The sequence below is a fragment of the Arthrobacter sp. RAF14 genome (assembly GCF_052114185.1).
Lineage (GTDB): Bacteria > Actinomycetota > Actinomycetes > Actinomycetales > Micrococcaceae > Arthrobacter_E.
Map to the genome: position 1 here is coordinate 687,999 of NZ_JBFREG010000001.1, position 21,125 is coordinate 709,123.

Sequence of the window (21,125 nt, forward strand, 5' to 3'; positions counted from 1 at the left end):
TCGCCGTGAGCGCGCGCAGCCTGAGAAGGGCCCGTGGTGCGGGGCTCGCCGCCCTGCTCGTGGCCCTGTCCGGCTGCGCGTGCCAGGCGCAGCCTGCGAACCCGCCGGGATCCTCCACGGCCTCGGGCAGTGGCGGTGGCACGGTGAGCCCCACCGCCACCGGCTCACCCGGCCCGACCCGCACCCCGGCGCCGAGCACGTCTCCGACGGACAGCACGCCGCGTGCCACGCCGTCGTCGGCCGCGCCCAGCACCACCCCGGTCAAGCCGCCCACCGGCCTGGCCTCGCTGACGCTGAGGCAGCGCCTGGGACAGCTGTTCCTGGTCTCGGCGAAGGCTGACGGGAGCAATCTCGGGGCGACGGCCGCGGCCCTCCAGTCCGGGGTGGGCAACTTCTATCTGAACGGAAGGACCTCCGGAGGCGTGGACACGACCGCCTCCGTGGTCGCTCAGCTGCGCGCCGCCGTGCAGGCCTCCCAGAGCGTCATCCCACCCGCCGTCGCCACCGATCAGGAGGGCGGGCAGGTCCAGGTGCTCCGGGGGCCCGGATTCAGTGCCATTCCCAGCGCCCTGCAACAGGGGCAATGGGCTCCCGCCGACCTCCGCGCCGCCGCCCGGCAATGGGGGAGTGAGCTCCGTTCGGCAGGGATGACCCTGGATCTGGCGCCCGTGCTGGACGTGGTCCCCTCCGCGGACTTCGCGCCGCAGAACATCCCGATCGGCCACTATCAGCGCAACTACGGCTTCGATCCGGCGACCGTCGCCGCCTCCGGCGACGCGTTCGCGCAGGGGCTGAGCGCTGCGGGCGTGGCCCCGGTGGTGAAGCACTTCCCGGGTCTCGGCCGCGTCACCGCGAACACGGACGTCGCCACCGATGTCCATGACACCGTCACCACGCGCACCGACCCGTATCTTCAGCCGTTCCGTCAGGCGGTCCAGTCGGGCGTCCGCTGGGTGATGCTCTCCAACGCGTACTACGACCGGATCGATCCGGGCCGGATGGCGCCGCTGTCGCCGGTGGTGATCCAGGGCATGCTGCGCCAGGACCTGGGGTTCCGCGGCGCTGTAGTCTCCGACGATCTGTGTGAAGCCAAGCAGCTCTCGTCGCTCAGCGCGGCGGACCGGGCCGTGGGGTTCTTCAGCGCCGGAGGATCGCTGCTGGTCTGCGCCAACAGCTGGATGGCGAGCAGCATGCTGGACGCCGTGGTGGCCAAGGCGGAGTCGGACCCGGTGTTCCGGGCCAAGGCCGAGGCGGCCGCGCAGCTCGTGGTCCGGACCAAGAACGGCTCCTGAAGGTCCCTCCGGCGGGACCTGGCCCGGATCAGGCCGGAATCAGGCCTGGCTCAGGCCAGAAGATGGCCGCTCTGTTCGACCAGCAGGGCCGCAGCGATCAGTAGCATGAGAAGCCCGCTGCTCAGCGTCACGGAGCGGGCCAGAGCGGGCCGGCTTCGGAGCAGTCTCCGGGCGGCGAACGCCACGGCCCCGTAGACCAGCACACAGATCAGCACATGGGACAGACCCATCACCGCGGTCTGCGCGGGCACGGGCAGCGGCGAGCCCAGCGTCACGAATTGCGGCATGACCGCTGCGAAGAGCAGCACGCCCTTCGGGTTGATCCCGCTGGTTCCCAGCCCCAGCAGGAAGTCCCGGCCGCGGCGGGGACGCTCGGCCGTCACGGCGGGAGCGTTCACTGCGGGCGCGGCCCCCTGCTCCAGGCTCGGGATCTCTCCCGAGGAGGCCGGGCCCAGGGCCTCGATCCGTGCCGAGCGCCACGAGCGGAGGGTGCTCAGACCCAGCCAGGCGAGGTAGAACGCGCCGGCCACGGAGAGCCAGGACACCAGATCCGGACGGGCCGCCAGGAGCACTCCCAGTCCCGCGGTGACGAGCGCGGTGTGCAGCACGTACCCCGTGCACAGGCCCGCCACCGAGGGGACCGGCGAGGAACGGCGCAGGCCGGCCGCGATCGTGTAGGCCCAGTCGGCGCCTGGCGTCATGACCAGAGCGAGGGAGATGCCTGCGAAGCCGAGGAAGGGCGAGAAGTCCATGGCGCAAGACTAGGGAATTCTCTGCGAGAAGTGCTCGCGTCTTTGGGGCGGAATCGCGGAGATCGCGATAGATTCTTCTCGTGATCGACGCCATTGACAGAAGTATTTTGCGCAGCCTCCAGAAGGACGGCAGGATGACCGCCACGGCACTCGCCGCGGAGGTCGGCCTGACGGTGGCGCCATGTCATCGCCGGCTGAAGGATCTGGAAGCCGACGGCGTGATCCGCGGCTACCGCGCGGACGTGGACCTGCAGAGCGTCGGCCTCGGGTTCGGCGCGCTGGTGTTCGTCACGCTGAGGGAGACGTCCCAGGAGACCATCCGGGCCTTCGAGGACGCCGTCGTGGCGGAGGAGCAGATCGTCGAGGCGTACCGGCTTTTCGGAGACCCGGACTATCTGCTGAAATGCGTGGCCACGGATCTGGCCGGGTTCCAGGCCCTCTACGACACGCACCTGGCCGCCCTGCCCGGTGTCGCCAAGCTCAGCTCCACGATCGTCATGCGGGACCTGAAGGGCGCTGGCGTCCTGCCGCTGTGAGCTTCCGGCCGCCGTCCGGGTCGTGCTCTCCGGCACGACGACGGCGGCGGCTCCCCGGCGCGCGACGCTCGCCGCCGTCGTCGCGCCTCACCGCCGTCGTGCCCCACAGCGCGCGAGGGAACAGATGAGGCCCCCACCCGGCGTGGGTGGGGGCCTCATCTGTTCCCTCGCGAAGGGGGCCGTGTCTAGAGGACGTCCGAGAGGAACGTCTTCAGGCGATCGGTCTGGGGGTCGGTGAAGAGCTGGTCCGGCGAACCGTTCTCCACCACCACGCCACCGTCCATGAACACCACCTGGTTGGAGACATTGCGGGAGAAGCCCATCTCGTGGGTCACCACCACCATGGTCATGCCCTCCTTCGCCAGGTCCGTCATGAGCGCCAGGACGCCCTTGACGAGTTCCGGGTCGAGGGCCGAGGTGGCCTCGTCGAAGAACATGACTTCGGGCTGCATGGCCAGGGCACGGGCGATGGCCACGCGCTGCTGCTGACCGCCGGACAGGGTCGCGGGACGAACCTCGGCCTTGTGCTTCAGCCCGACCTTGTCGAGCTGTGCCAGGGCTTCGGTCCAGGCCTCATCGCGGGACAGCTTGCGCAGACGGCGCAGCGCGAAGGCCACGTTTTCGCCCACGGTCTTGTGGGGGAAGAGGTTGAACTGCTGGAAGACCATGCCGATGCGGCGGCGCAGCTCGTCGGGACTGTCCTTGAGCACCGAGCGGCCGTCCAGCAGGATGTCACCCTGGTCGGGCTCGATCAGGCGGTTCATGACGCGCAGCAGCGTCGACTTGCCCGAGCCGGAAGGGCCGATGACCGAGGCGGCCGTGCCCTTCTCGACATGGAGGTCGATGCCGCGGAGCACCTTGTTGCTGCCGAAGGCGAGGTGGAGGTTCTTGCCTGTCAGGGAACCGGATTCGAACTGGCTCATGCGTGGGATCCCTTCCCGATGACGGCGGCGGCTTCATCCGGCTCGGCCTTCTGGGCCTTGCCGGTGCGCAGGCGGTTGTCGAGGTGGTTGACCAGGTGCGTCAGGGGGATGGTCAGCACCAGATAGAAGATGGCGGCGGCGACCAGGGTGGAGAGGTTGCCGTTGTTGGAGGCGAAGTCCTGCCCGATCTGGAACAGCTCGCGTTCTCGGGTCATCAGGCCCAGGGTGAACACGAGGGAGGAGTCCTTGATGAGCGCGATGAACTGGTTCATCAGGGCCGGCAGCACGCGGCGGATGCCCTGCGGCACCACGATCGAGCGCATGGACGGGCCGTAGCCGAAGCCGAGCGCGCGCGCCGCCTCCAGCTGTCCCTTGTCCACGCTCTGGATGCCGGAGCGGAAGATCTCACCGGTGTAGGCGGCGGCCATCAGGCCGAGCGCGATGATCGCCAGAGGGTACGGGCTGGAGAGGCCCGTCAGATCCTTGAAGATCGGGCCGAAGCCCAGGCCGATCACCAGGATGACCAGCACCGCGGGGAGTCCCCGGAAGATGTCGGTGTAGATGCGGGCGATCCAGCGCGGCACCGGGTTGCGGGAGATGCCCATCAACGCCAGCACGATGCCGAGGACCATGCCGATCGCCGCCGAGCAGACGGCCAGGACCAGCGTGTTGAGCAGGCCATACGACAACATCGTCGGCACGACTTCGGCAATGTATTTCCAGTTCAGGAAGGTGTCCGCAAGGCGGCTCCAGGCGTCCATATGACTCCTTAGGTATCAGCCGCTCAAGCCCGGACCCCGAAGGGTCCAGGCTTGAGAGGCGGTGTTCAGCGACGTGACCAGCGGCCAGCCGTTACTTGTCGGCGGGGACCTTGACGGCCTTGCTGCCCGGCTTCCAACCGTCCGGCATGCGCTCGGCGTCGTTCTTGCGTTCCGGGAACCACTGCTTGACCAGCTTGGTCCAGGTGCCGTCGGCGATCACGGCGTCCAGTGCGGAGTTCAGCGCATCGGTGAGCGGCTGATTGTCCTTGGCCACGGCGTAGGCGGAGAAGTTCTGAGTGGCGACCTTCTTCTCCTGGATCTTGGTGCCGTCACCTTCCTTGATCTGGCCTTCGGCCTGCTGGGACGGGGCCAGCCAGGCATCGATCTGACCGCTCTTCACGTTCGCGTACGCGGTGTTGTAATCCTTGAAACGGACCGGATCCAGCTTGAGCTGGTTGGTGACCAGGTCGTCCTGCACGGTGCCCTGGACCACGCCCACGCGGACGCCGTCCTTGAGCTCGGAGATCGCCTTGACCTTGCTGTCCGTCTTGGAGACGAGAGCCATGAAGCCGAAGTCGTAACCGTTGGTGAAGGAGACCGTTTCGCGGCGGGCGTCCGTGGTGGAGATCGAGGAGGACCCGACGTCGAACTGCTTGTTCTTGACCTGGGCCAGCAGGCTCTGGAACTGGGTGGAAGCGAACTCCACCTTCAGGTCCAGCTTGGCTGCCATGGCCTTCAGCAGCTCGTTGTCGAAGCCGGTGAAGTTGCCGGACTTGTCGATGTAGATGCTCGGCGGCGCGTCGGACAGCGTGCCGACCTTCAGGACACCGGGGGTGAGGAGACCGAGCTTGTCCTTCTCGATCTTGTCGAGCGGGGTGACGTCGGCGGTCGTGTACTTGTCCGGCGTCTGGGCGCCCGCGAGGGCGTCCGTGGAGGCACCGCCGCTGGCCGGGCCCGAGGTCCCGCCGCAGGCGGCGAGGGAAAGGGAGAGGACCGCGGCGATGGCGCCCGTCTTCAGAATTTTTCCGGTCAGTTTCAAGGGTGTGGTGCTTTCTCTCGTGGCCTGACCCGGCATGTCCACTGAGCGGTCTTCCGCCTGGACTCCGGGGGTTCCGGTCGTCGAAACGGCCCGCGCGAAGGAGGCTGGTGCTGGCACCCGGCGCGGGCCGAAGAATGAATTTAAGTATGGCACGGCGGCATTCGCGGCTTCATGAATGCGTAACATTCGGAGTTGACTTGATTTAGCCGAATATTCTGCAATCCAACCTGAAGAATGGCTGGGAAGTGGCGGCCTGAGAGCCTGATCTCAGAAGCTCTGAGCTGCCGGGCATATCACAGGGCCGTGTGACCTTGATCTCAGGAGGGTGGAATTCCTCGCCCAGAACGGCTCCATCGGGAGAGCCTGGGGTCAGAAGCCGCCGCGTTCCGGCTCCTCGGGAGGCAGGACGGGCCACTCGCCCTCGATCACGGCGGTGGGTTTGGTCCTGCGGAGGTACTGCTGGAAGTCGGCGGCCTGAGCTGCGGCCCACTCGATATGCAGCTTGTGCAGAGAAGCGGTGGGCATGACGATCTTGGGGAACTTCTTGGCCATCGCATCCAGCAGCCGCACCGTTGCCAGGGCGTCCGCGGCGGAGGTGTGGGCGTTGTCCAGGCGGACGCCGTACTCCTCACACAGGGCGCCGAGCGTCCTGGTGCCCTTGCGGTACCGGTCCACCTGCTTGTTGATGATGAAGGGGTCCAGCACCGGGAAGCGCGTCACCTGCGGGATGCCGTGGCGTGCGCATTCCGCGGCGAGGACGGTGAAGTCGTAATTGGCGTTGAACGCCATGACGGGAGTGCCGGCGTCGAACAGGTCCTGGATGGTGTTCCGCAGCTCCAGCACGACGGCGGCGGCCGGCCGCCCCTCGGCGCGCGCCTTCGCGGTCGTGATGCCGTGCACCTCAGCGGCTTCGGCGGGGATCTCGACGCCGGGGTCCGCCAGCCATTCGTGCTCCTGGAGGACTTCGCCCTGCGCGTCGACCACGATCAGCGAGGCGGTGACGATCCGGGCGGCGCGGGAGTTCTTTCCGGTGGTCTCCACGTCGAAGGCGGCACGGGGACCCGCGTTCCAGATGCTCTCATTCCGCTGTGCGCTGCTCATGCCTCAACGCTACCCGGAGCGGCTGACAGGTTTTTCCACATGCGGTTCTCCCGCCGCGGCCCGCGGGGCACACTCACCTACGCTTAGGGGCATGCGGCAGGAATACATCGACGCGGTCAGGAGCATCGTCGCCATGGTGCCCCCGGGCACCGCGGTGGCCTACAGTGACATCTCCGATCTGCTCGGGCAGGGAGGCCCACGGCAGATCGGAGCGATCATGGCCAGGCACTCCGAGGGACTGTGCTGGTGGCGGGTGCTCCGGGCCAGTGGTGAGGCTCCGAGCGGTCATGAACTGGAGGCCTTCCGCAGATACCGGGAGGAGGGGACCCCGCTCCGGGGCCGGGTCGCGGACTTCGAGCGGACGGGGAAAGGCCGGTGGAAGGTGGACTTCCCCTCGGCACGCTGGGCGCCCCGGGAGGAGGACTTCCTGGCGATGGACGCCCTGGCGGATTCCCTACGGGAACCGGAACCCGGGAACGGCGATCGACCACCTGCAACCGCCCCCGGAATGAATGTCTGAGCTCCGTGATGGAATGGTTTGCGTGACGGAAGAGACATCGGTACGGCAGGCCCCACGCGGCCGGGGCGCACGGCCCACTCTCCTGCCTCCTCTGCGGGTGGCGGGGGTCCGGCCGCGGCTGAGCCCTGACCAGGAAGCCGTGGTGGAACTCCCCCAGGGCAGCGGGCCGGTCATCCTGTGGGGTGCGCCCGGAACAGGCAAGTCGACCGCCCTGGTGGAGGCTGCCGTACAGCGGGTGGACGCGGGCGGTGTGGATCCGGAACGCGTCCTGGTGCTGGCCCCGAGCCGTGTGGCCGCCACCCGGCTGCGGGACGCCCTGACCTCCCGGCTCGGCAGGAGCCTCGGCACCGCCCCGGCCCGGAGCTGGGCCGCCTACGCTTTCGATGTGATCCGCCGCGCCCACGCCGAGGGTGTGATGCCGCTGGACGGCCCGCCCCGGCTGCTGTCCGGCCCCGAGCAGGACCAGGTCATCAAGGAACTCCTGGACGGTGCGCGGAACGTCCCCGGCTCGGGAAGCGACTGGCCCCGTGACCTGGAAGCCGCTCTTCCCACCCGCGGCTTCCGGCAGGAGGTGCGTGAACTCTTCGACCGCCTGATCGAGCACGACGGCGGCGCGGAAGATCTGGAAGCGCTCGCCGGCGAGGTGGGGCGTCCCGAATGGCTGGCCGCCGCCCGCTTCTACCGCGAGTACCGGGACGTCATGGACCTGCGTAACGCCGGAGCCTTCGATCCCGCCGGGATCATCTCGGCCGCCCGGTCCGTCTTCGCGGGATCGCCGGAATTCCTGGCCGCCGAACGTGACCGGCTGCAGCTGATCCTGGTGGATGATCTGCACGAGTCCAACCGCTCGGTGTACGAGTTCTTCCTCGACCTGGCGCAGGGGAAGGACGTCATCGCGACGGTCTGCCCGGACACCGCGGTGCAGGGTTTCCGTGGCGCCCGTCCGGACCTGGTGTCCCGGGTGGCCGAGGAACTCGGCGCCGAGGGGAGGGGCGTCCTGAATCTGGAGTTGACCACATCGCACCGCCTGACCCCGTCCCTCGCTGAGGTGTACCACCGTGCCGCGGCGCGGGTTCCGCGTGGAGCGGATGCCACGTGGGCCAGAAACCTGGAACCGGCCGCGGAGAACCCCGATGACGCGGAAAACCCTGATGAACGGGACACGGGCGGCCCGGCGGGCGAGGCGCACCCCGGGGTGAAGCCCCCGGTGACGGCGGCGGTGTTCCGTGGCAGCGGACACGAGCTGCGCTTCCTGGCCTCGGAGATCACGTCCGAACATCTCAAGGGGAAGAGGAGCCTCGAAGACCTCGCCGTGGTGGTGCGCAACGGTGCGGAGGTCTCCCGCGTGCAGCGCTTCCTCCTGGCGCAGGGAATCCCCGTGCGGGTCTCCCTCGGAGAGACGGCGGTTCGGGACGAGCCGGCGGTCCGGCCTCTGCTGGATGTCCTGGGTGTGGTCCTGGACCAGCTGGAGCTGGACCCGGAACGCGCCGTCGAACTCCTCTCGTCCCGGGTGGGCGGCGCGTCCAGCCTGGACGTGCGGCGGCTGCGTCAGAGGCTCCGGCATGAAGAGCTGATCGCCGGAGGGACCCGGGGCAGCGACGACCTGCTGGTGGAAGCTCTGGGGGATCCGGGATGGCTGGAAACGCTCGGGATCGTGGCGCGCCACGCCCTGAGGATCGCCCGCATGCTCGCGGAGGGCCGGAAAGCCGCCCAGGAGCAGGCCGCCAACGGTGAAACCGTGCTGTGGGCCATCTGGAAAGCGTCACGTCTCTCCGACCCCTGGGCGGAGACCGCGCTGGAATCCGGCACGGCCGGTGCCCGGGCGGACCGTGACCTGGACGCCGTGATGGCCCTGTTCGAAAGCGCCGAGCGTTTCGCCACCCAGTTCCCCGGATCCGGCGCTGCCCAGTTCTACGACTATCTGACCGCTCAGGAACTCCCCATGGACACCCTCACCGCCCGTCCTCCCGTGGAGGAGGCCGTCGAGGTGCTGACCCCGGCCGGAGCGGCAGGCCGCGAGTGGCCTGTGGTGTTCATCGCCGGGCTTCAGGAAGGCACCTGGCCCAACACCCGGTTGCGGGGAGAACTCCTGGGCAACACCCTCCTCGCGGACGCCATGGAGCACGGTCCCGTGGTCGCACTGCAGCAGGGCCCCGGTGAGCGGCTCCGGGCCATCCGCACCGACGAGTTGCGGACCTTCGTCGCGGCACTCAGCAGAGCGTCCGAGCGCCTGGTGCTGACCGCCGTCGAGGATGAGGAGTCCCGGTCCTCGGCCTTCCTGGAACTGGCGGTTCCGGGTGCCTCGGACGAGGTGGGGACCCAGGCGATCCGGTCCCTCGACCTGCGCTCCCTCGTGGCCGAACTGCGGCGCACGGCGGAGGAACACCACTCCGCCGTGGTGACCGAAGCGCAGGACGACGGCGCGCGTCGGCTTGTGGCGGACGACGCCGGCGCCGCCGTCGCGGAGGACGCCGCCCGGGTGCTCGGCCTCCTCGCCGGCCACGAGGTGCCCGGCGCCCACCCGGCACAGTGGTGGGGCCTGTCTCCTTCCAGCACGGAGGACGATCTGGTCCCGGACGGAGGGACGGTGGTGGTCTCGCCATCCAAGGTGGAGAAGGCGAGCAAGTCGCCGCTCGAATGGTTCGTCCCCGCGGCCGGGGGAGAGGCGCACACGGACTTCGCCAGAAGCCTGGGAACCCTCATCCACGCCATCGCGGCGGAGCTGCCGGAAGCCACTCTCGACGAGTACCGCGAACTGCTGGACCGCCGCTGGCCGGAACTGGGCCTGCCGGAAGGCTGGGAGAACGATGCCCTCCGTCGCCGGGCCGACCTGATGCTCTTCAAACTGGCCGGCTACGTGGCTTCGCTGAAGAGCGCCGGGCGGTCGCTCGCCGCGGTCGAGATCGACTTCACCGTGGACCTCGCCGAACCGCTGGAATTCGTGGCGGACGGCGAGACCGCGATCAGGAATCTGCACACCAGGATCAAGGGTCAGATCGACCGTTTGGAGGTGGACTCCCAGGGTGCCGCCTACATCGTGGACCTGAAGACCGGGAAATCCAAGCCGCGGAAGGAGGACATCATCCAGCACGCCCAGCTCGGCACCTATCAGGCCGCCATCAACGAGGGGGCGTTCCCGGGCGGCGAATCCCAGGACGCGGCGTCCCAGGACCAGGAGTCCACTCCGGGCCCTGTCGTCCCCACCGCCACGGTCCCGGAGATTCCCCGCATCTCGCGGAGCGGCGGAGCCGCCCTGGTGCAGCTTGGAGACACCACCAAGGGATTCACTGAACAGCAGCAGCCGGCACTCGGCCCGGACGACGGCTGGGCGATGGACCTGGTCCATCAGGCCGCCATCGCGATGGCCGGGCACGCGTTCGAAGCACGGCATGAATCAGCGGGAACGCCCTTCGGAGGCTGTAAGACGCCCGAAGTCTGTCCGCTGTGCCATTCGGGAAGGCAGGTCACGGAATGACGGAAACCACCGCGGCGATCATCTCGCCGGAGGAACTGGCCGCTCTCCTCGGAGGCAACACCCCCACCGAGGAGCAGTCCCGCATCATCTCGGCCCCTCTCGAACCTCTGCTGGTGATCGCGGGCGCGGGGTCGGGCAAGACCGCCACCATGACGGACCGGGTGGTCTGGCTGGTGGCGAATGGTCTGGTCAGCCCCGAGGAGGTTCTCGGGGTGACCTTCACGCGCAAGGCGGCCGGCGAACTCGCGCACCGTGTCCGCAAAGCCCTGCAGCAATTCGCCCAGGTCAACCAGCGGCTCGGCATCGCTCCCGTGGAACTCGCCGTGGACGAACTTCATGAGCCCCGGGTCTCGACGTATCACTCGTACGCCAACTCCCTCGTGTCGGACTTCGGTCTCCGCCTGGGCATCGAGCGCGACGTCACCCTCATGGGTCCCGCTCAGGCCTGGCAGCTCGCCAGCCAGGTCGTGGAGAGTTATGACGGCCCCATGGAATCCGTCGAGGCCGCGAAGTCGAGCCTGGTCGGCGGAGTGCTGAAGCTCGCCGGTGAATGCGCCGAGCACCTCAGGCCGGCGGTCGCCGGCGCCCTGGCCGGTTCGCCGGGCAGGGTCAGCGTGGAGGAATGGGTTGCGGACCTGCTGTCGCATTATGAGGCGCTTCCTCCCAAGGTCACAGGCCGGGCTGCCGACTCCGCTGCCAGGACCCTCCAGACGAAGTTCCGCACCAGGGTCGCCCTGGCCCGGATGGTCGGCCGCTACGCCGAGGTGAAACGGCAGCGGGGACTGCTGGATTACGGTGATCTGGTCGCCCTGGCCGCGACGATCGCCCAGGATGTCCCGCAGGCACGTCAGCTCGAGCGGGACCGGAGCAAGGTGGTGATCCTGGACGAGTTCCAGGACACCTCCCACGCGCAGATGGTGCTGTTCTCCGAGCTGTTCGGTGATGGGCACGCGGTCACCGCGGTGGGCGATCCGAATCAGTCGATCTACGGGTTCCGCGGTGCCTCCGCGGGCCAGCTCTTCCGCTTCACCGAGGCCTTCCCCCGGCGGACGCCCGACGGCGGTCTGGAGCCGTCCGGGACGGCTTACCTCACCACGGCGTGGCGCAACGGTGAGCGGATCCTCGAGGTGGCCAACCGTGTGGCCGGACCGCTGTCGTCCGTCTCCGGGACTGCGAGCGTTCCGGAGCTCAGGCCACGCCCGGGCGCCCCCGCGGGCGCCGTCGTCCTGGCCCGTTTCCCGGACCAGTACACCGAGGCCGCGGCGCTCGCCGACGACGTGCTCGCGCTGCGCGGCCCCGGGCGGCCCGCCCGGACGATGGCGGTGCTGTGCCGGAAGCGTTCCCAGATGCTCCCTGTTCAGGAAGCACTGGAACAGCGAGGTGTCCCGTACGAGGTCATCGGACTGGGTGGTCTGCTGGAGACGCCCGAGATCATGGACCTCACGGCCGCGCTGCACGTCCTGGCGGATCCGGGTCGGTCGGACAAGCTGATGCGCCTGATGGCGGGCGCCCGCTGGAGGATCGGCCCCGCCGACCTCATGACGTTGCAGGAGTGGTCGTCCCAGCTGGCACGACGGCGGTCGGCCCGGATCCGCGAGGACGCGGAGGAACCGGACGAGGATAGTGCCCGGACCCCGGACCCCGTGGACGACTCCAGCCTGATCGAGGGACTCGACCACCTGCCGAAGCCGGGGTGGGTGTCGCCCGCGGGACGGGTCCTGAGCCCGCTCGGGAGGCAGCGCCTGGAACGGCTGTCCGAGGAGCTCCGCCGGCTCCGTGGCCACCTCGGCCACGAACTCGTGGACCTGATCGCCGAAGTCGAGCGCGCCATGCTCCTCGACATCGAGGTGGAGGCGCGTGCCGGGCGCAGCCTGCATTCCGCACGCCGGAACCTTGAAGCCTTCACGGACCAGGTGCTGCAGTTCAACCGGAGCAATGAACGAGTGGACCTGCTGGCCTTCCTGTCCTGGCTGGAGGCTGCCGCACGGGAGGAGAACGGCCTCGCGGCGGCACCCCCCGAACCGGATCCCGAAGCCGTGCAGATCCTGACCGTGCATGCGTCCAAGGGGCTGGAATGGGACGCGGTCTTCGTGCCCGGGCTGAACACCAAGGACTTCCCTTCGGAACGGGCGGCCCATTGGGACGTCGAGATCGACACCCTGCCCTGGCCCCTGCGTGGCGATCATGCCAGTCTCCCGCTGTGGGACACCACGGAGGCGGGCCAGGCCGAATGGACCCGCAGCGCCAAGCTGTTCGCCGAGGAGGCGAAGGAGCACGCGGTCCGTGAGGAACGGCGACTCGCCTACGTGGCGTACACGCGCGCCAAGGACCTGCTCTGGGTGTCGAGCCATGCCTACGCCACGGCCGGGGCACTCCGGCCCATGTCGGACTTCCTCACGGAACTGCTGCCGCTGGCCGAGGATGAGGAGTATCCGGAGGTACAGTTCCACGGGTTCAGCGTGGGGGAGGAGGACATCCCGGAGTCGAATCCGCTGACCGCCCAAACCCGCCGGTCGCCGTGGCCCTACGATCCTCTGGAGGGACCTCTGGACGGTGAGACCGGACGGCGCAGGAGCCTCGTGCCCGGACGTCGTGCGGCGCTCGAGGCATCCGCTCACGCCGTGGTCGCCGCGCTGGAGGACCTCGGCGGGGAGATGCCCAACGGAGGTGTCGCTGTCCGCACTGCGCACGGGGAGGCCTGGCTGGAGGACGCCCAGTTGCTGCTGGCCGCCCGGGAACGGCAGCCTCGGCGCCACGAAGTCCGCCTTCCCGCCCACATCTCCGCCTCCACCCTGGTGGAACTGGGCACCGACTCCGAAGCGGTCGCCCGTCAGCTCCGCAGGCCCGTGCCGAGGGAGCCCGGCCAGGCCGCCCGCAAGGGAACGGTGTTCCACGGCTGGGTGGAGGAGTTCTTCGGACAGGCCGGAATGCTGGACCTCGACGAGCCGTTGAGCGAGGACGCCGCCTTCGACACGGCGCTGGGTCTCGACGAACTGGTCACGCGGTTCAAGCAGTCGGCCTGGGCGCAGAGGACGCCGGCATACCTGGAGGCTCCCGTGGAGACCGCCGTGGGCCCTTTGGTGGTGCGTGGGCGGATCGACGCCGTGTTCCGCGACGACGACGGCGGCTGGGACCTCATCGACTGGAAGACCGGGCGCGCGCCACGGGACGCGCAGGATCTGGCGAGGAAGTCGGTGCAGCTCGCCGTCTACCGGCTGGCCTGGTCACGCCTGCGCGGCGTCCCCCTGGAGACGGTCCGGGCAGCCTTCTACTACGTGGCCGACGGGCAGGAGATCCGCCCCCACGACCTCGCGGACGCACGGGAACTCGAGAAGATCGTCAGCGACGCTCTCGGCTGACGGAGGGTGGCTGTGTCCGAGCCGAGCCGCTGCGCTGAGGTGTGTGTCCCGAGCCGCCGGTGGCCGTACTGCGGCACCCCGTTGTTCCCGGGCTGCCGCACCCGGTTCCGCGGGTGACCGGACGGTGGACGGACTCCTCCACCCCTGGAACTGCTGCCTTCCGAACCGGCCAGCGGCCGGCCGGCGCCTCAGTTCTGGTGCTTGATGACGGGCAGGGCCGTCGTCTCGACCCCGGCCTGGGAACCGCCGGACCCGGCGTCCTGCCGAGGATTTTCGGAGCCGTCGGCAGCCGAAGATGCTGCAGTGGCCTCAGGCTCGGCGTCGTCGGAGCCGGAGCCGGAGTCCGCCCCGGCCCCCGACGTGTCGGCGTCGTCGTGGGCCGCCGGGGCGGCCACGCCGTTCCCGGACGAGGGCGCCTCCGCCGTCGTGGACCCGCCGGCCGGGTCGTCCGCTCCGGATTCGCTGTCCGGCACCACCGCGAGCACCGGCGGTTTCCCGGCGGACGCGTCGTCCTCGCCCTGGCCGGATGCGGGGGCCTTCGGGGTGGCGGCCGCGTCGCCCCCGGAGATCGGTGTCACGGTGACCTTGGAACCCTGTCCGGTGGGGGGAGCCAGGTCGGACTCGGTGTCCTCCTCGTCCCGCTCCTGCGCCAGGCGCTCGTACTCTTCGGCCGCGTCGGCCTCGGCGGCGGCCTCCTCCGCCTCCTCGAGTTCGCGGGCAGCGGCTTCGCTGGCGCGGATGTCCGCGGCGAGGTCGGAGAGCATGCTCTCCGCTTCGCGGATCACGGCGGCGTCGTTCTTGGCCAGACCCTTCATGAGGTACTGCGCCAGGGCGAATTCGGCGGAGAGCGCGGCACGGCGGAGCAGATGAGGGTCCGGATCCTGCCCGGCCTTGCCCGGCAGCGCATCGCGGTAATGGTGCAGGACGGCGTCCACGAAGGACGTGTCGTGCGAGGCGACGAGCCACGCGAAGTCGTCCGCCGGATCGCCGATGTGCAGATCGGTCCAGCCGGTCACGGCGGTGACCTTGCCGTCGTCGAACAGCAAATTGTCCTCATGCAGATCGCCGTGCACCACCGACGAGTTGAACCGCCAGAGCGTGACGTCCTCCAGCGCGTGCTCCCAGCGGAGCAGGAGTTCGGCGGGGATCTTTCCGCTGGTGGCGGCCTGGTCCAGCTCGTTCAGGCGGCGCTGCCGGAACTCGTTGGCGCTGTACCGGGGGAGATCCGCCCGGTCCACCACGTCCTGCGGGAGCGCGTGAATGGCGGCCAGGACGGAGGCCACCTCCTTCGCCGCCGCATCCCCGGACCGTTCCAGCTGATCCAGCGGGAGGGACTGTCCGGCCACATGGGTGTAGACGAAGGTGCTCAGGGGACCGCGGCGGACGCAGCCGAGCACGGTGGGGATCCGGAACGGAAGCTCGGCTCGCAATCCGGCCGGGAAGGCGCGGAGGATGGCGAATTCGCTTTCGAGCCGTGCGCTGGCCTCTTCGTGGCGAGGTGACCGGACGCGCCAGCGCTGGTCGTCCTCGCCGAAGAGGAGGGCGGCGTCGAAGTCTGCGGGGTCGTCAAGATCGGCCCGGACGGCGGTGGGGGAGAGTCCAGGCACTGCGGCGGCGGCCAGGGCCGCCAGTTCGAGGGGGGAGCGCTTCACATCTTCCACCGTAGAGGGGTGTGCACCCGACTGTCCCCAGCACGGGCGGCGAGTCGCCAATCCCGGAAGGCAGTGGGTACGGTTGAGGCATGCATTCCCCAGGGCTTTCCACCACTCCCGCAGGCTTGCTGTCGCCGACGGTTCTCGGGACGCCTCCGGCCCTGATGGACCGGGTCTCGGGGGAGCGGGCCGGCGCGGAAGCCCTGGCCTCGCTCCGGGAGGACCCCGCCACGCGGTACCTGCTCCTGGCGCGGCGCAGCACCCCGGTCCTGGCGGGCGAGGACTCGCAGCGTCTCCTCCTCCTTTCGCCTGCCGAGGTCGACGCTCTGGGACCGCTCCGGGTCATCCAGGAGATCCACCTGGGCCGCGTGCTGCCCCCGCACGACGACGCCCCGGCCACCGCGTCCAGCGCCGGCTCGCTGCCGGCGGGCACCGCCGTCGTCGCCCTGGTGCTGAGCGAACCCCTGGCGGCTGATCACCCTGCGCTTCCCCCAGGAGCCGTGTGGCGCGGCTACCGCGAGAGTGGCGCGTGGCTTTCCCCACTCGAGTCCGAGCTGTTCATCGAGGCGCAGGCGATCGCGGGCTGGCACGAGGGCCACGGATTCTGCCCCCGCTGTGGCACGCCCACCGAGATCGAGCAGAGCGGCTGGGTGCGGCGCTGCCCCCGGGAGAACGTGGAGATCTTCCCGCGGATGGATCCTGCGATCATCGTCAGCGTGGTTGGGCCGGACGGCCGGATCCTGCTGGGCGGCGGCGGCCCTGCGGACGGCAAGGGTCACTCGGTCCTGGCCGGTTTCGTCGATCCGGGCGAGTCCCTGGAACAGGCGGTCGTCCGGGAGCTGGGTGAGGAGGTCGCGGTGTCGGTGGACGCGGTCCAGTACCTCGGCTCGCAGTCCTGGCCGTTCCCGGCGTCCCTCATGCTGGGATTCACGGCCCGGACGAGCAGCAGTGACGCCCGCCCCGACGGCGTGGAGGTGACCCATGCGCGCTGGTTCACCCGGGAGGAACTGCAGGAGTCGGTCCTGGGGGGTACGGTGATCATTCCGAGCCGGCTCTCGATCGCGCGGAACCTGATCGAGCATTGGTACGGCGGCGCGATACTGGAACCGTCGGCACCACCGGCGAGTCTCCGGACCTGAACGGGCAGGAGCACGCCGGCGGACCTCGGCGATCCGGCAGGCAACGGCCGGAGGCCGGGTCGGCTAAACCCGGATCGGCCAGGCCGGCCCGGATCGGCCAGTCCGGATCTGTCTGGACAGAACCCGGGCCACCCGCCGCGGCGCACAGCGCGCCACGGAACACGGCTCGGAGCACCGCTCGGCGCAACGCATGACACCGAACAACGCACGACACCGCACAACGCATGATCCGGCACAGCGTGTGCCGCAGTGACTGAAGGAGAAATCACCCTGGACGTGGAGAACGGCAGCAGCCTCGAGGAACGGATTCTCGGCGGCCTGGATGCAGAACAGCGCGCGGTGGCGACCACCCTGACCGGGCCGTTGTGCGTCCTGGCCGGCGCCGGCACGGGCAAGACGCGCGCCATCACGCACCGCATCGCCTACGGTGTCCACTCCGGCGTCTACACCCCGCAGCGTCTCCTCGCCGTCACCTTCACGGCCCGTGCCGCCGCGGAGATGCGCAGCAGGCTCCGGGATCTCGGCGTCCCGGCGGTGCAGGCCCGGACCTTCCACGCGGCCGCGCTCCGGCAGCTTCAGTATTTCTGGCCCCAGTCGATCGGCGGTTCCGTTCCGCAGCTCCTGGACCACAAGGCCGGACTCATCGCCGAATCGGCCCGTCGGCTGCGCCTGACCGTGGACCGGGCCGCGGTGCGGGACATCGCCGCGGAGATCGAGTGGGCCAAGGTGTCCATGCTGACCCCGGCCAATTACCTCGCCCGCGCCCAGGGCCGTGGCGAACCGGGCGGCCTGGAACTTCCCGCCGTCGCGCGCCTCTTCGAGGCCTACGAGGAGGTGAAGACGGACCGGAACATCATCGATTTCGAGGACGTCCTGCTCATCACCGTGGGGATCCTGGAGGAGGATCCCAAGGTCGCCGCGACGGTGCGCGACCAGTACCGGCACTTCGTGGTGGACGAGTACCAGGACGTCTCCCCGCTTCAGGAACGTCTGCTCCAGCTCTGGCTCGGCGGCCGGGAAGAACTGTGCGTGGTGGGCGATGCCAGTCAGACCATCTACTCCTTCACGGGTGCGACGCCCCGGCATCTCCTCGACTTCCCCAAGACCTACCCGCAAGCTGAGGTCGTCCGCCTGATCCGCGATTACCGTTCCACGCCTGAAGTGGTGAAGCTCGCGAACACCCTCCTGCACAGCCGGCCGTCCGGCGGTCCGGAGGCGGACAAGGTCTGGGCGAGGCCCCTGGAGCTCGTGGCCCAGAGGCCGCACGCCGCCGAACCGTTGTTCATCGAATGCCCGGACGACGAGGCGGAGTCCGCCGTCGTGGCCGAACGGATCGCGACCCTCATTGCGGCCGGGACACCGGCAGCGCAGATCGCGGTGCTGTTCCGCACCAACGGGCAGTCGGAGGCTTTCGAGCAGGCACTCTCGGCGCGGGACATCCCGTACCAGCTGCGCGGCGGGGAACGCTTCTTCCAGCGCCGCGAGGTCCGCGAAGGCATCCTGCAGCTGCGCGCCGCGTCCCGTGCAGACGAGACGCGCGGCGCCGCGGTGACCGGAACCGTGGCGGACGTCCTGTCGAGCCTGGGCTACACCGCCCAGGCCCCGGTGGGCGGAGGAGCCGTCCGGGAACGCTGGGAATCCCTCGCTGCGCTGGTCAATCTGGCCCAGGATCTGGCGGCCAGCCGCGGAGACGAGTTCTCCCTGCTGGACTTCGTGGCGGAGCTCCAGGAGCGTTCCACGGCTCAGCACGCCCCCACGGTCCAGGGCGTCACCCTCGCCTCGCTCCACTCGGCCAAGGGCCTGGAATGGGATGCGGTGTTCCTGGTGGGCATGAGCGAGGGCCTCATGCCGATCTCGTTCGCGGAGACTCCCTCCGAGGTCGATGAGGAACGGCGCCTGCTGTACGTGGGGATCACGCGTGCGCGGACCGATCTCTGCTTCACCTGGTCCACCGCCCGCACCCCGGGCGGCCGGGCGCACCGCAAGCCGTCCCGTTTCCTCGACGCACTGCGCCCGGGGGGCAACGGGGGAACCATGCGGGAGACCGGCTCGCGCTTGCGCAAGACCCGCACCAAGGCCGTGGCCACCCAGTGCAAGGTGTGCGGCACGCAGCTCACCACGGGACCCGAGCGGAAGGTGGGCCGGTGCTCCGACTGCCCCCCGACCGTCGACGAGAAGCTGTTCGAATCGCTGCGGGAATGGCGCAAGGCGGAGGCGTCCTCCGCAGACGTCCCGGCCTATGTCGTCTTCACCGATGCCACCCTCACCCTGATCGCCGAGGAGAAGCCGGAGACCATGGAGGCGCTCGCCGTCCTCTCCGGCGTGGGGCAGCGGAAACTGGAGAAGTACGGCGAAGCGGTGCTGAAGGTGGTGGCGGCGCAGTGAGCCGTGCCGCTCAGGCCGAGCAGCCACGGTTCGCGGCGGACGGCACGCCCGTGCTGGTGCGCCGCTCGGCCCGCCGCAAGCGGACGGTCAGCGCCTTCTGGGAGGGCGGGACCGTCGTCGTCGCCATCCCGGCCCGCTTCACCCACGCGCAGGAGGACGAGTGGGTGCAGAAGATGCTCCAGCGTCTCCAGTCCCGCGAGGCCGCTGGCAAGGCGGCCGGCCGGAACGACGACGAACTGGCGGAGCGCGCCCGCATCCTGTCCCAGCGGTATCTGGGCGGTCAGGCGCGGCCCAGCAGCGTGCGCTGGGTGAGCAACCAGAATTCGCGGTGGGGATCCGCCACCCCGGCCGACCGGTCGATCAGGCTGTCGGACAAGCTGCAGGGCATGCCGGAGTGGGTGGTCGACTACGTCCTGGTGCACGAACTGACGCATCTGCTCGTGGCGGGCCACGGCCCGGACTTCTGGAAGCTGTGCGCCGCCTATCCGGATCTGGAGAAGGCGAAGGCGTTCCTCTCCGGGGTGGCGTACGCCCAGTCCCGGGGGCTCACGGAGGGCTGACGACGGCCTGGTGAGGTTGCGTGCTCAGTTGTTGCGGGTCATCCGGCGGATCATCCGCAACAACTGAGCACACAACCTCGCCGCGACTCAGGCGCCGGGCTTCCCGTCTTCGCCGGCCGGTCCATCATCAGACCCGTCCACCGGCTCGTCGCCGGTCTTGTCGGAGGGCTCCTTCGACGAGCCGTCGGCCGGCTTGTCGAAGCCGCCGGAGAGCAGCTTCTCGATCGCGTCGTCCACCTCGGCGTCGCTCGCCTCGGCCAGCTGACGCCGGGCTCCGAAGCCCTGAGGATCGTTCAGGTCCTCGGTGGTCGGGATCAGATCCGGGTGCTTCCACACGGCGTCGCGGCCCTCCATGCCCCGCTCCTCCTTCAGCGCAGCCCACAGGGCGGCGGCCTCCCGGAGGCGGCGCGGACGGAGTTCCAGGCCCACCAGAGAGGAGAAGGCATGCTCGGCGGGGCCGCCGGTGGCACGGCGCCGCCGGACCGTCTCCCGCAGTGCCGGTGCGGTGCTCAGCACACCCTCGAGGGCCTCGGTGGTCACTTCGTCCACCCAGCCTTCGATCAGGGCGAGAGCGGTCTCCAGCTTGTCGAGGGCGGCCTGCTGGGCGGGGGTCCGCTCCGGCATGAACACGCCTTCTTGAAGAGCGGCCTGGAGGGATTCCGGATTGGACGGGTCCACGTCCTGGGCGAGGTCCTGGATGCGCGAGACGTCGATGTGGATCCCGCGGGCGTAGTCCTCGATCGCACCCAGGACATAGCCGCGCAGCCACGGCACGGAGGTGAAGAGGCGGGCATGCGCGGCCTCGCGGACACCGAGGTAGATCCGCACGTCCTCGGCCGGGATCTCCAGACCCTCGCCGAAGGCCGCCACGTTGGCGGGGAGGAGGGACATTTCGAGGTCTGCGAGCGGCACGCCGATCTCGGTGGACCCCACCACTTCGGTGGACAGCGATCCGATCGCCTGACCCAGCTGCATGGCGAAGATGGCCCCGCCCATGTTCTGGAGCATGGAGCCCGCGCCGCCCATCATGCCGCCCAGGCCCTGCATGGTGAGTTCCTCGGGGAGGTTCTGGGTCATGGCGTCCGTGAGGGCCTTGGCGATGCTGTTGGCCACAGGTTCCGTGAGGCGGCGCCAGGTGGGCATGGTCGCCTCGACCCATTCGGCCCGTGACCAGGCCTTGCCGATGATGTTCGGCTCGGGTAAGTCCGTGACCTTGTTGAGCCACATGTCGGCGAGGCGCAGCACCTGATCGACTTCGCGCTGCTGGACGGAGCTGGGGGTCGGATCGCTGGACTGCGCCGCGACGTTCCGGGCGGTGTCGTGGGCCAGCTTCCAGTTCACCGGGCCATCGGAGGTGGATGACAGCATCGCCTGCACCTGCTGGAACATGTTGGCCAGCACCTGGGGGTCGTTCGGAAGTCCGCTCGCCTTGGCGAATTCCTGGACGTCGAAGCCCTCCGGAGCGGCACCTCCCATGAGTCGCCGCAGCATCTCCTGGAACTGGTCCTGGGGATCCTCGCCGGGGTTGTTCGTGTTGGGCTCGTTGCTCATGGTCCACCGATCTTTCCTGGGCCTTTTAGTTCACGGTACCCCCGGCCGGGGGCGCATGTCGCCGGTGCCGGAGGCGGTTT

General features: G+C 69.5%; 15 protein-coding genes. 8 read left to right on the forward strand and 7 right to left on the reverse strand.

Going from position 1 to position 21,125, the window contains the following annotated elements:
* Positions 1-5 precede the first annotated feature (5 nt).
* The gene (locus AB4Y75_RS03290) at positions 6-1,292 is read left to right on the forward strand and encodes a glycoside hydrolase family 3 N-terminal domain-containing protein (protein WP_441434454.1); all 1,287 of its coding nucleotides are present in this window, start codon (positions 6-8) and stop codon (positions 1,290-1,292) included.
* A gap of 50 nt (positions 1,293-1,342) precedes the next feature.
* On the opposite strand, the gene AB4Y75_RS03295 is transcribed toward AB4Y75_RS03290, so the two are convergent.
* A complete protein-coding gene (locus tag AB4Y75_RS03295) occupies positions 1,343-2,044 on the reverse strand; it encodes a LysE family translocator (protein WP_441434455.1) in 702 nt (233 codons plus the stop codon).
* A gap of 80 nt (positions 2,045-2,124) precedes the next feature.
* Here AB4Y75_RS03295 and AB4Y75_RS03300 point away from each other — a divergent pair, with 80 nt between their 5' ends.
* Complete coding sequence (locus AB4Y75_RS03300) at positions 2,125-2,580, forward strand: Lrp/AsnC family transcriptional regulator (RefSeq protein ID WP_441434456.1); 456 nt, start codon at positions 2,125-2,127, stop codon at positions 2,578-2,580.
* 185 nt (positions 2,581-2,765) lie between these two features.
* Here the strand turns inward: AB4Y75_RS03300 and AB4Y75_RS03305 are convergent, their stop codons facing one another.
* The 4 genes from AB4Y75_RS03305 to AB4Y75_RS03320 all read right to left on the reverse strand — a co-directional run bounded on the left by AB4Y75_RS03305 (position 2,766) and on the right by AB4Y75_RS03320 (position 6,404).
* Entirely contained in the window at positions 2,766-3,503 is a 738-nt protein-coding gene (locus AB4Y75_RS03305) for an amino acid ABC transporter ATP-binding protein (protein ID WP_441434457.1), read from the reverse strand.
* Positions 3,500-4,264: an amino acid ABC transporter permease gene (locus AB4Y75_RS03310; RefSeq protein ID WP_441434458.1), complete on the reverse strand. Its 765-nt coding sequence runs from the start codon at positions 4,262-4,264 to the stop codon at positions 3,500-3,502. Before AB4Y75_RS03310 ends, AB4Y75_RS03305 begins: the two co-directional genes overlap by 4 nt.
* A gap of 91 nt (positions 4,265-4,355) precedes the next feature.
* Positions 4,356-5,303, reverse strand: a complete 948-nt coding sequence (locus tag AB4Y75_RS03315) for a substrate-binding periplasmic protein (protein WP_441434459.1) — start codon at positions 5,301-5,303, stop codon at positions 4,356-4,358.
* A 369-nt stretch (positions 5,304-5,672) separates the two neighbouring features.
* Positions 5,673-6,404: a 3'-5' exonuclease gene (locus tag AB4Y75_RS03320; RefSeq protein WP_441434460.1), complete on the reverse strand. Its 732-nt coding sequence runs from the start codon at positions 6,402-6,404 to the stop codon at positions 5,673-5,675.
* Between the two features lie 91 nt (positions 6,405-6,495).
* On the opposite strand from AB4Y75_RS03320, the gene AB4Y75_RS03325 reads away from it, so the two are divergent.
* The 3 genes from AB4Y75_RS03325 to AB4Y75_RS03335 are packed head-to-tail and all read left to right on the forward strand — an operon-like array spanning position 6,496 to position 13,758.
* Entirely contained in the window at positions 6,496-6,924 is a 429-nt protein-coding gene (locus tag AB4Y75_RS03325; protein WP_441434461.1) for an MGMT family protein, read from the forward strand.
* Positions 6,925-6,946: 22 nt separating this feature from the next.
* Entirely contained in the window at positions 6,947-10,399 is a 3,453-nt protein-coding gene (locus tag AB4Y75_RS03330) for an ATP-dependent helicase (protein WP_441434462.1), read from the forward strand.
* Positions 10,396-13,758 carry an ATP-dependent helicase gene (locus AB4Y75_RS03335; RefSeq protein WP_441434463.1) on the forward strand — a complete coding sequence of 1,121 codons (3,363 nt, stop codon included), beginning with the start codon at positions 10,396-10,398 and terminating at the stop codon, positions 13,756-13,758. Before AB4Y75_RS03330 ends, AB4Y75_RS03335 begins: the two co-directional genes overlap by 4 nt.
* A 188-nt stretch (positions 13,759-13,946) precedes the next feature.
* On the opposite strand, the gene AB4Y75_RS03340 is transcribed toward AB4Y75_RS03335, so the two are convergent.
* A complete protein-coding gene (locus AB4Y75_RS03340; protein WP_441434464.1) occupies positions 13,947-15,410 on the reverse strand; it encodes a phosphotransferase in 1,464 nt (487 codons plus the stop codon).
* A gap of 89 nt (positions 15,411-15,499) precedes the next feature.
* On the opposite strand from AB4Y75_RS03340, the gene nudC reads away from it, so the two are divergent.
* The 3 genes from nudC to AB4Y75_RS03355 all read left to right on the forward strand — a co-directional run bounded on the left by nudC (position 15,500) and on the right by AB4Y75_RS03355 (position 19,494).
* Positions 15,500-16,549, forward strand: a complete 1,050-nt coding sequence (gene nudC, locus AB4Y75_RS03345) for an NAD(+) diphosphatase (protein ID WP_441434465.1) — start codon at positions 15,500-15,502, stop codon at positions 16,547-16,549.
* Positions 16,550-16,798: 249 nt separating this feature from the next.
* Entirely contained in the window at positions 16,799-18,934 is a 2,136-nt protein-coding gene (locus AB4Y75_RS03350; RefSeq protein ID WP_441434466.1) for an ATP-dependent DNA helicase UvrD2, read from the forward strand.
* Complete coding sequence (locus tag AB4Y75_RS03355) at positions 18,931-19,494, forward strand: M48 metallopeptidase family protein (protein WP_441434467.1); 564 nt, start codon at positions 18,931-18,933, stop codon at positions 19,492-19,494. Before AB4Y75_RS03350 ends, AB4Y75_RS03355 begins: the two co-directional genes overlap by 4 nt.
* 87 nt (positions 19,495-19,581) lie before the next feature.
* Here the strand turns inward: AB4Y75_RS03355 and AB4Y75_RS03360 are convergent, their stop codons facing one another.
* On the reverse strand, positions 19,582-21,045 hold the full coding sequence (locus tag AB4Y75_RS03360) for a zinc-dependent metalloprotease (RefSeq protein WP_441434468.1): 1,464 nt from the start codon (positions 21,043-21,045) through the stop codon (positions 19,582-19,584).
* Positions 21,046-21,125 lie beyond the last annotated feature (80 nt).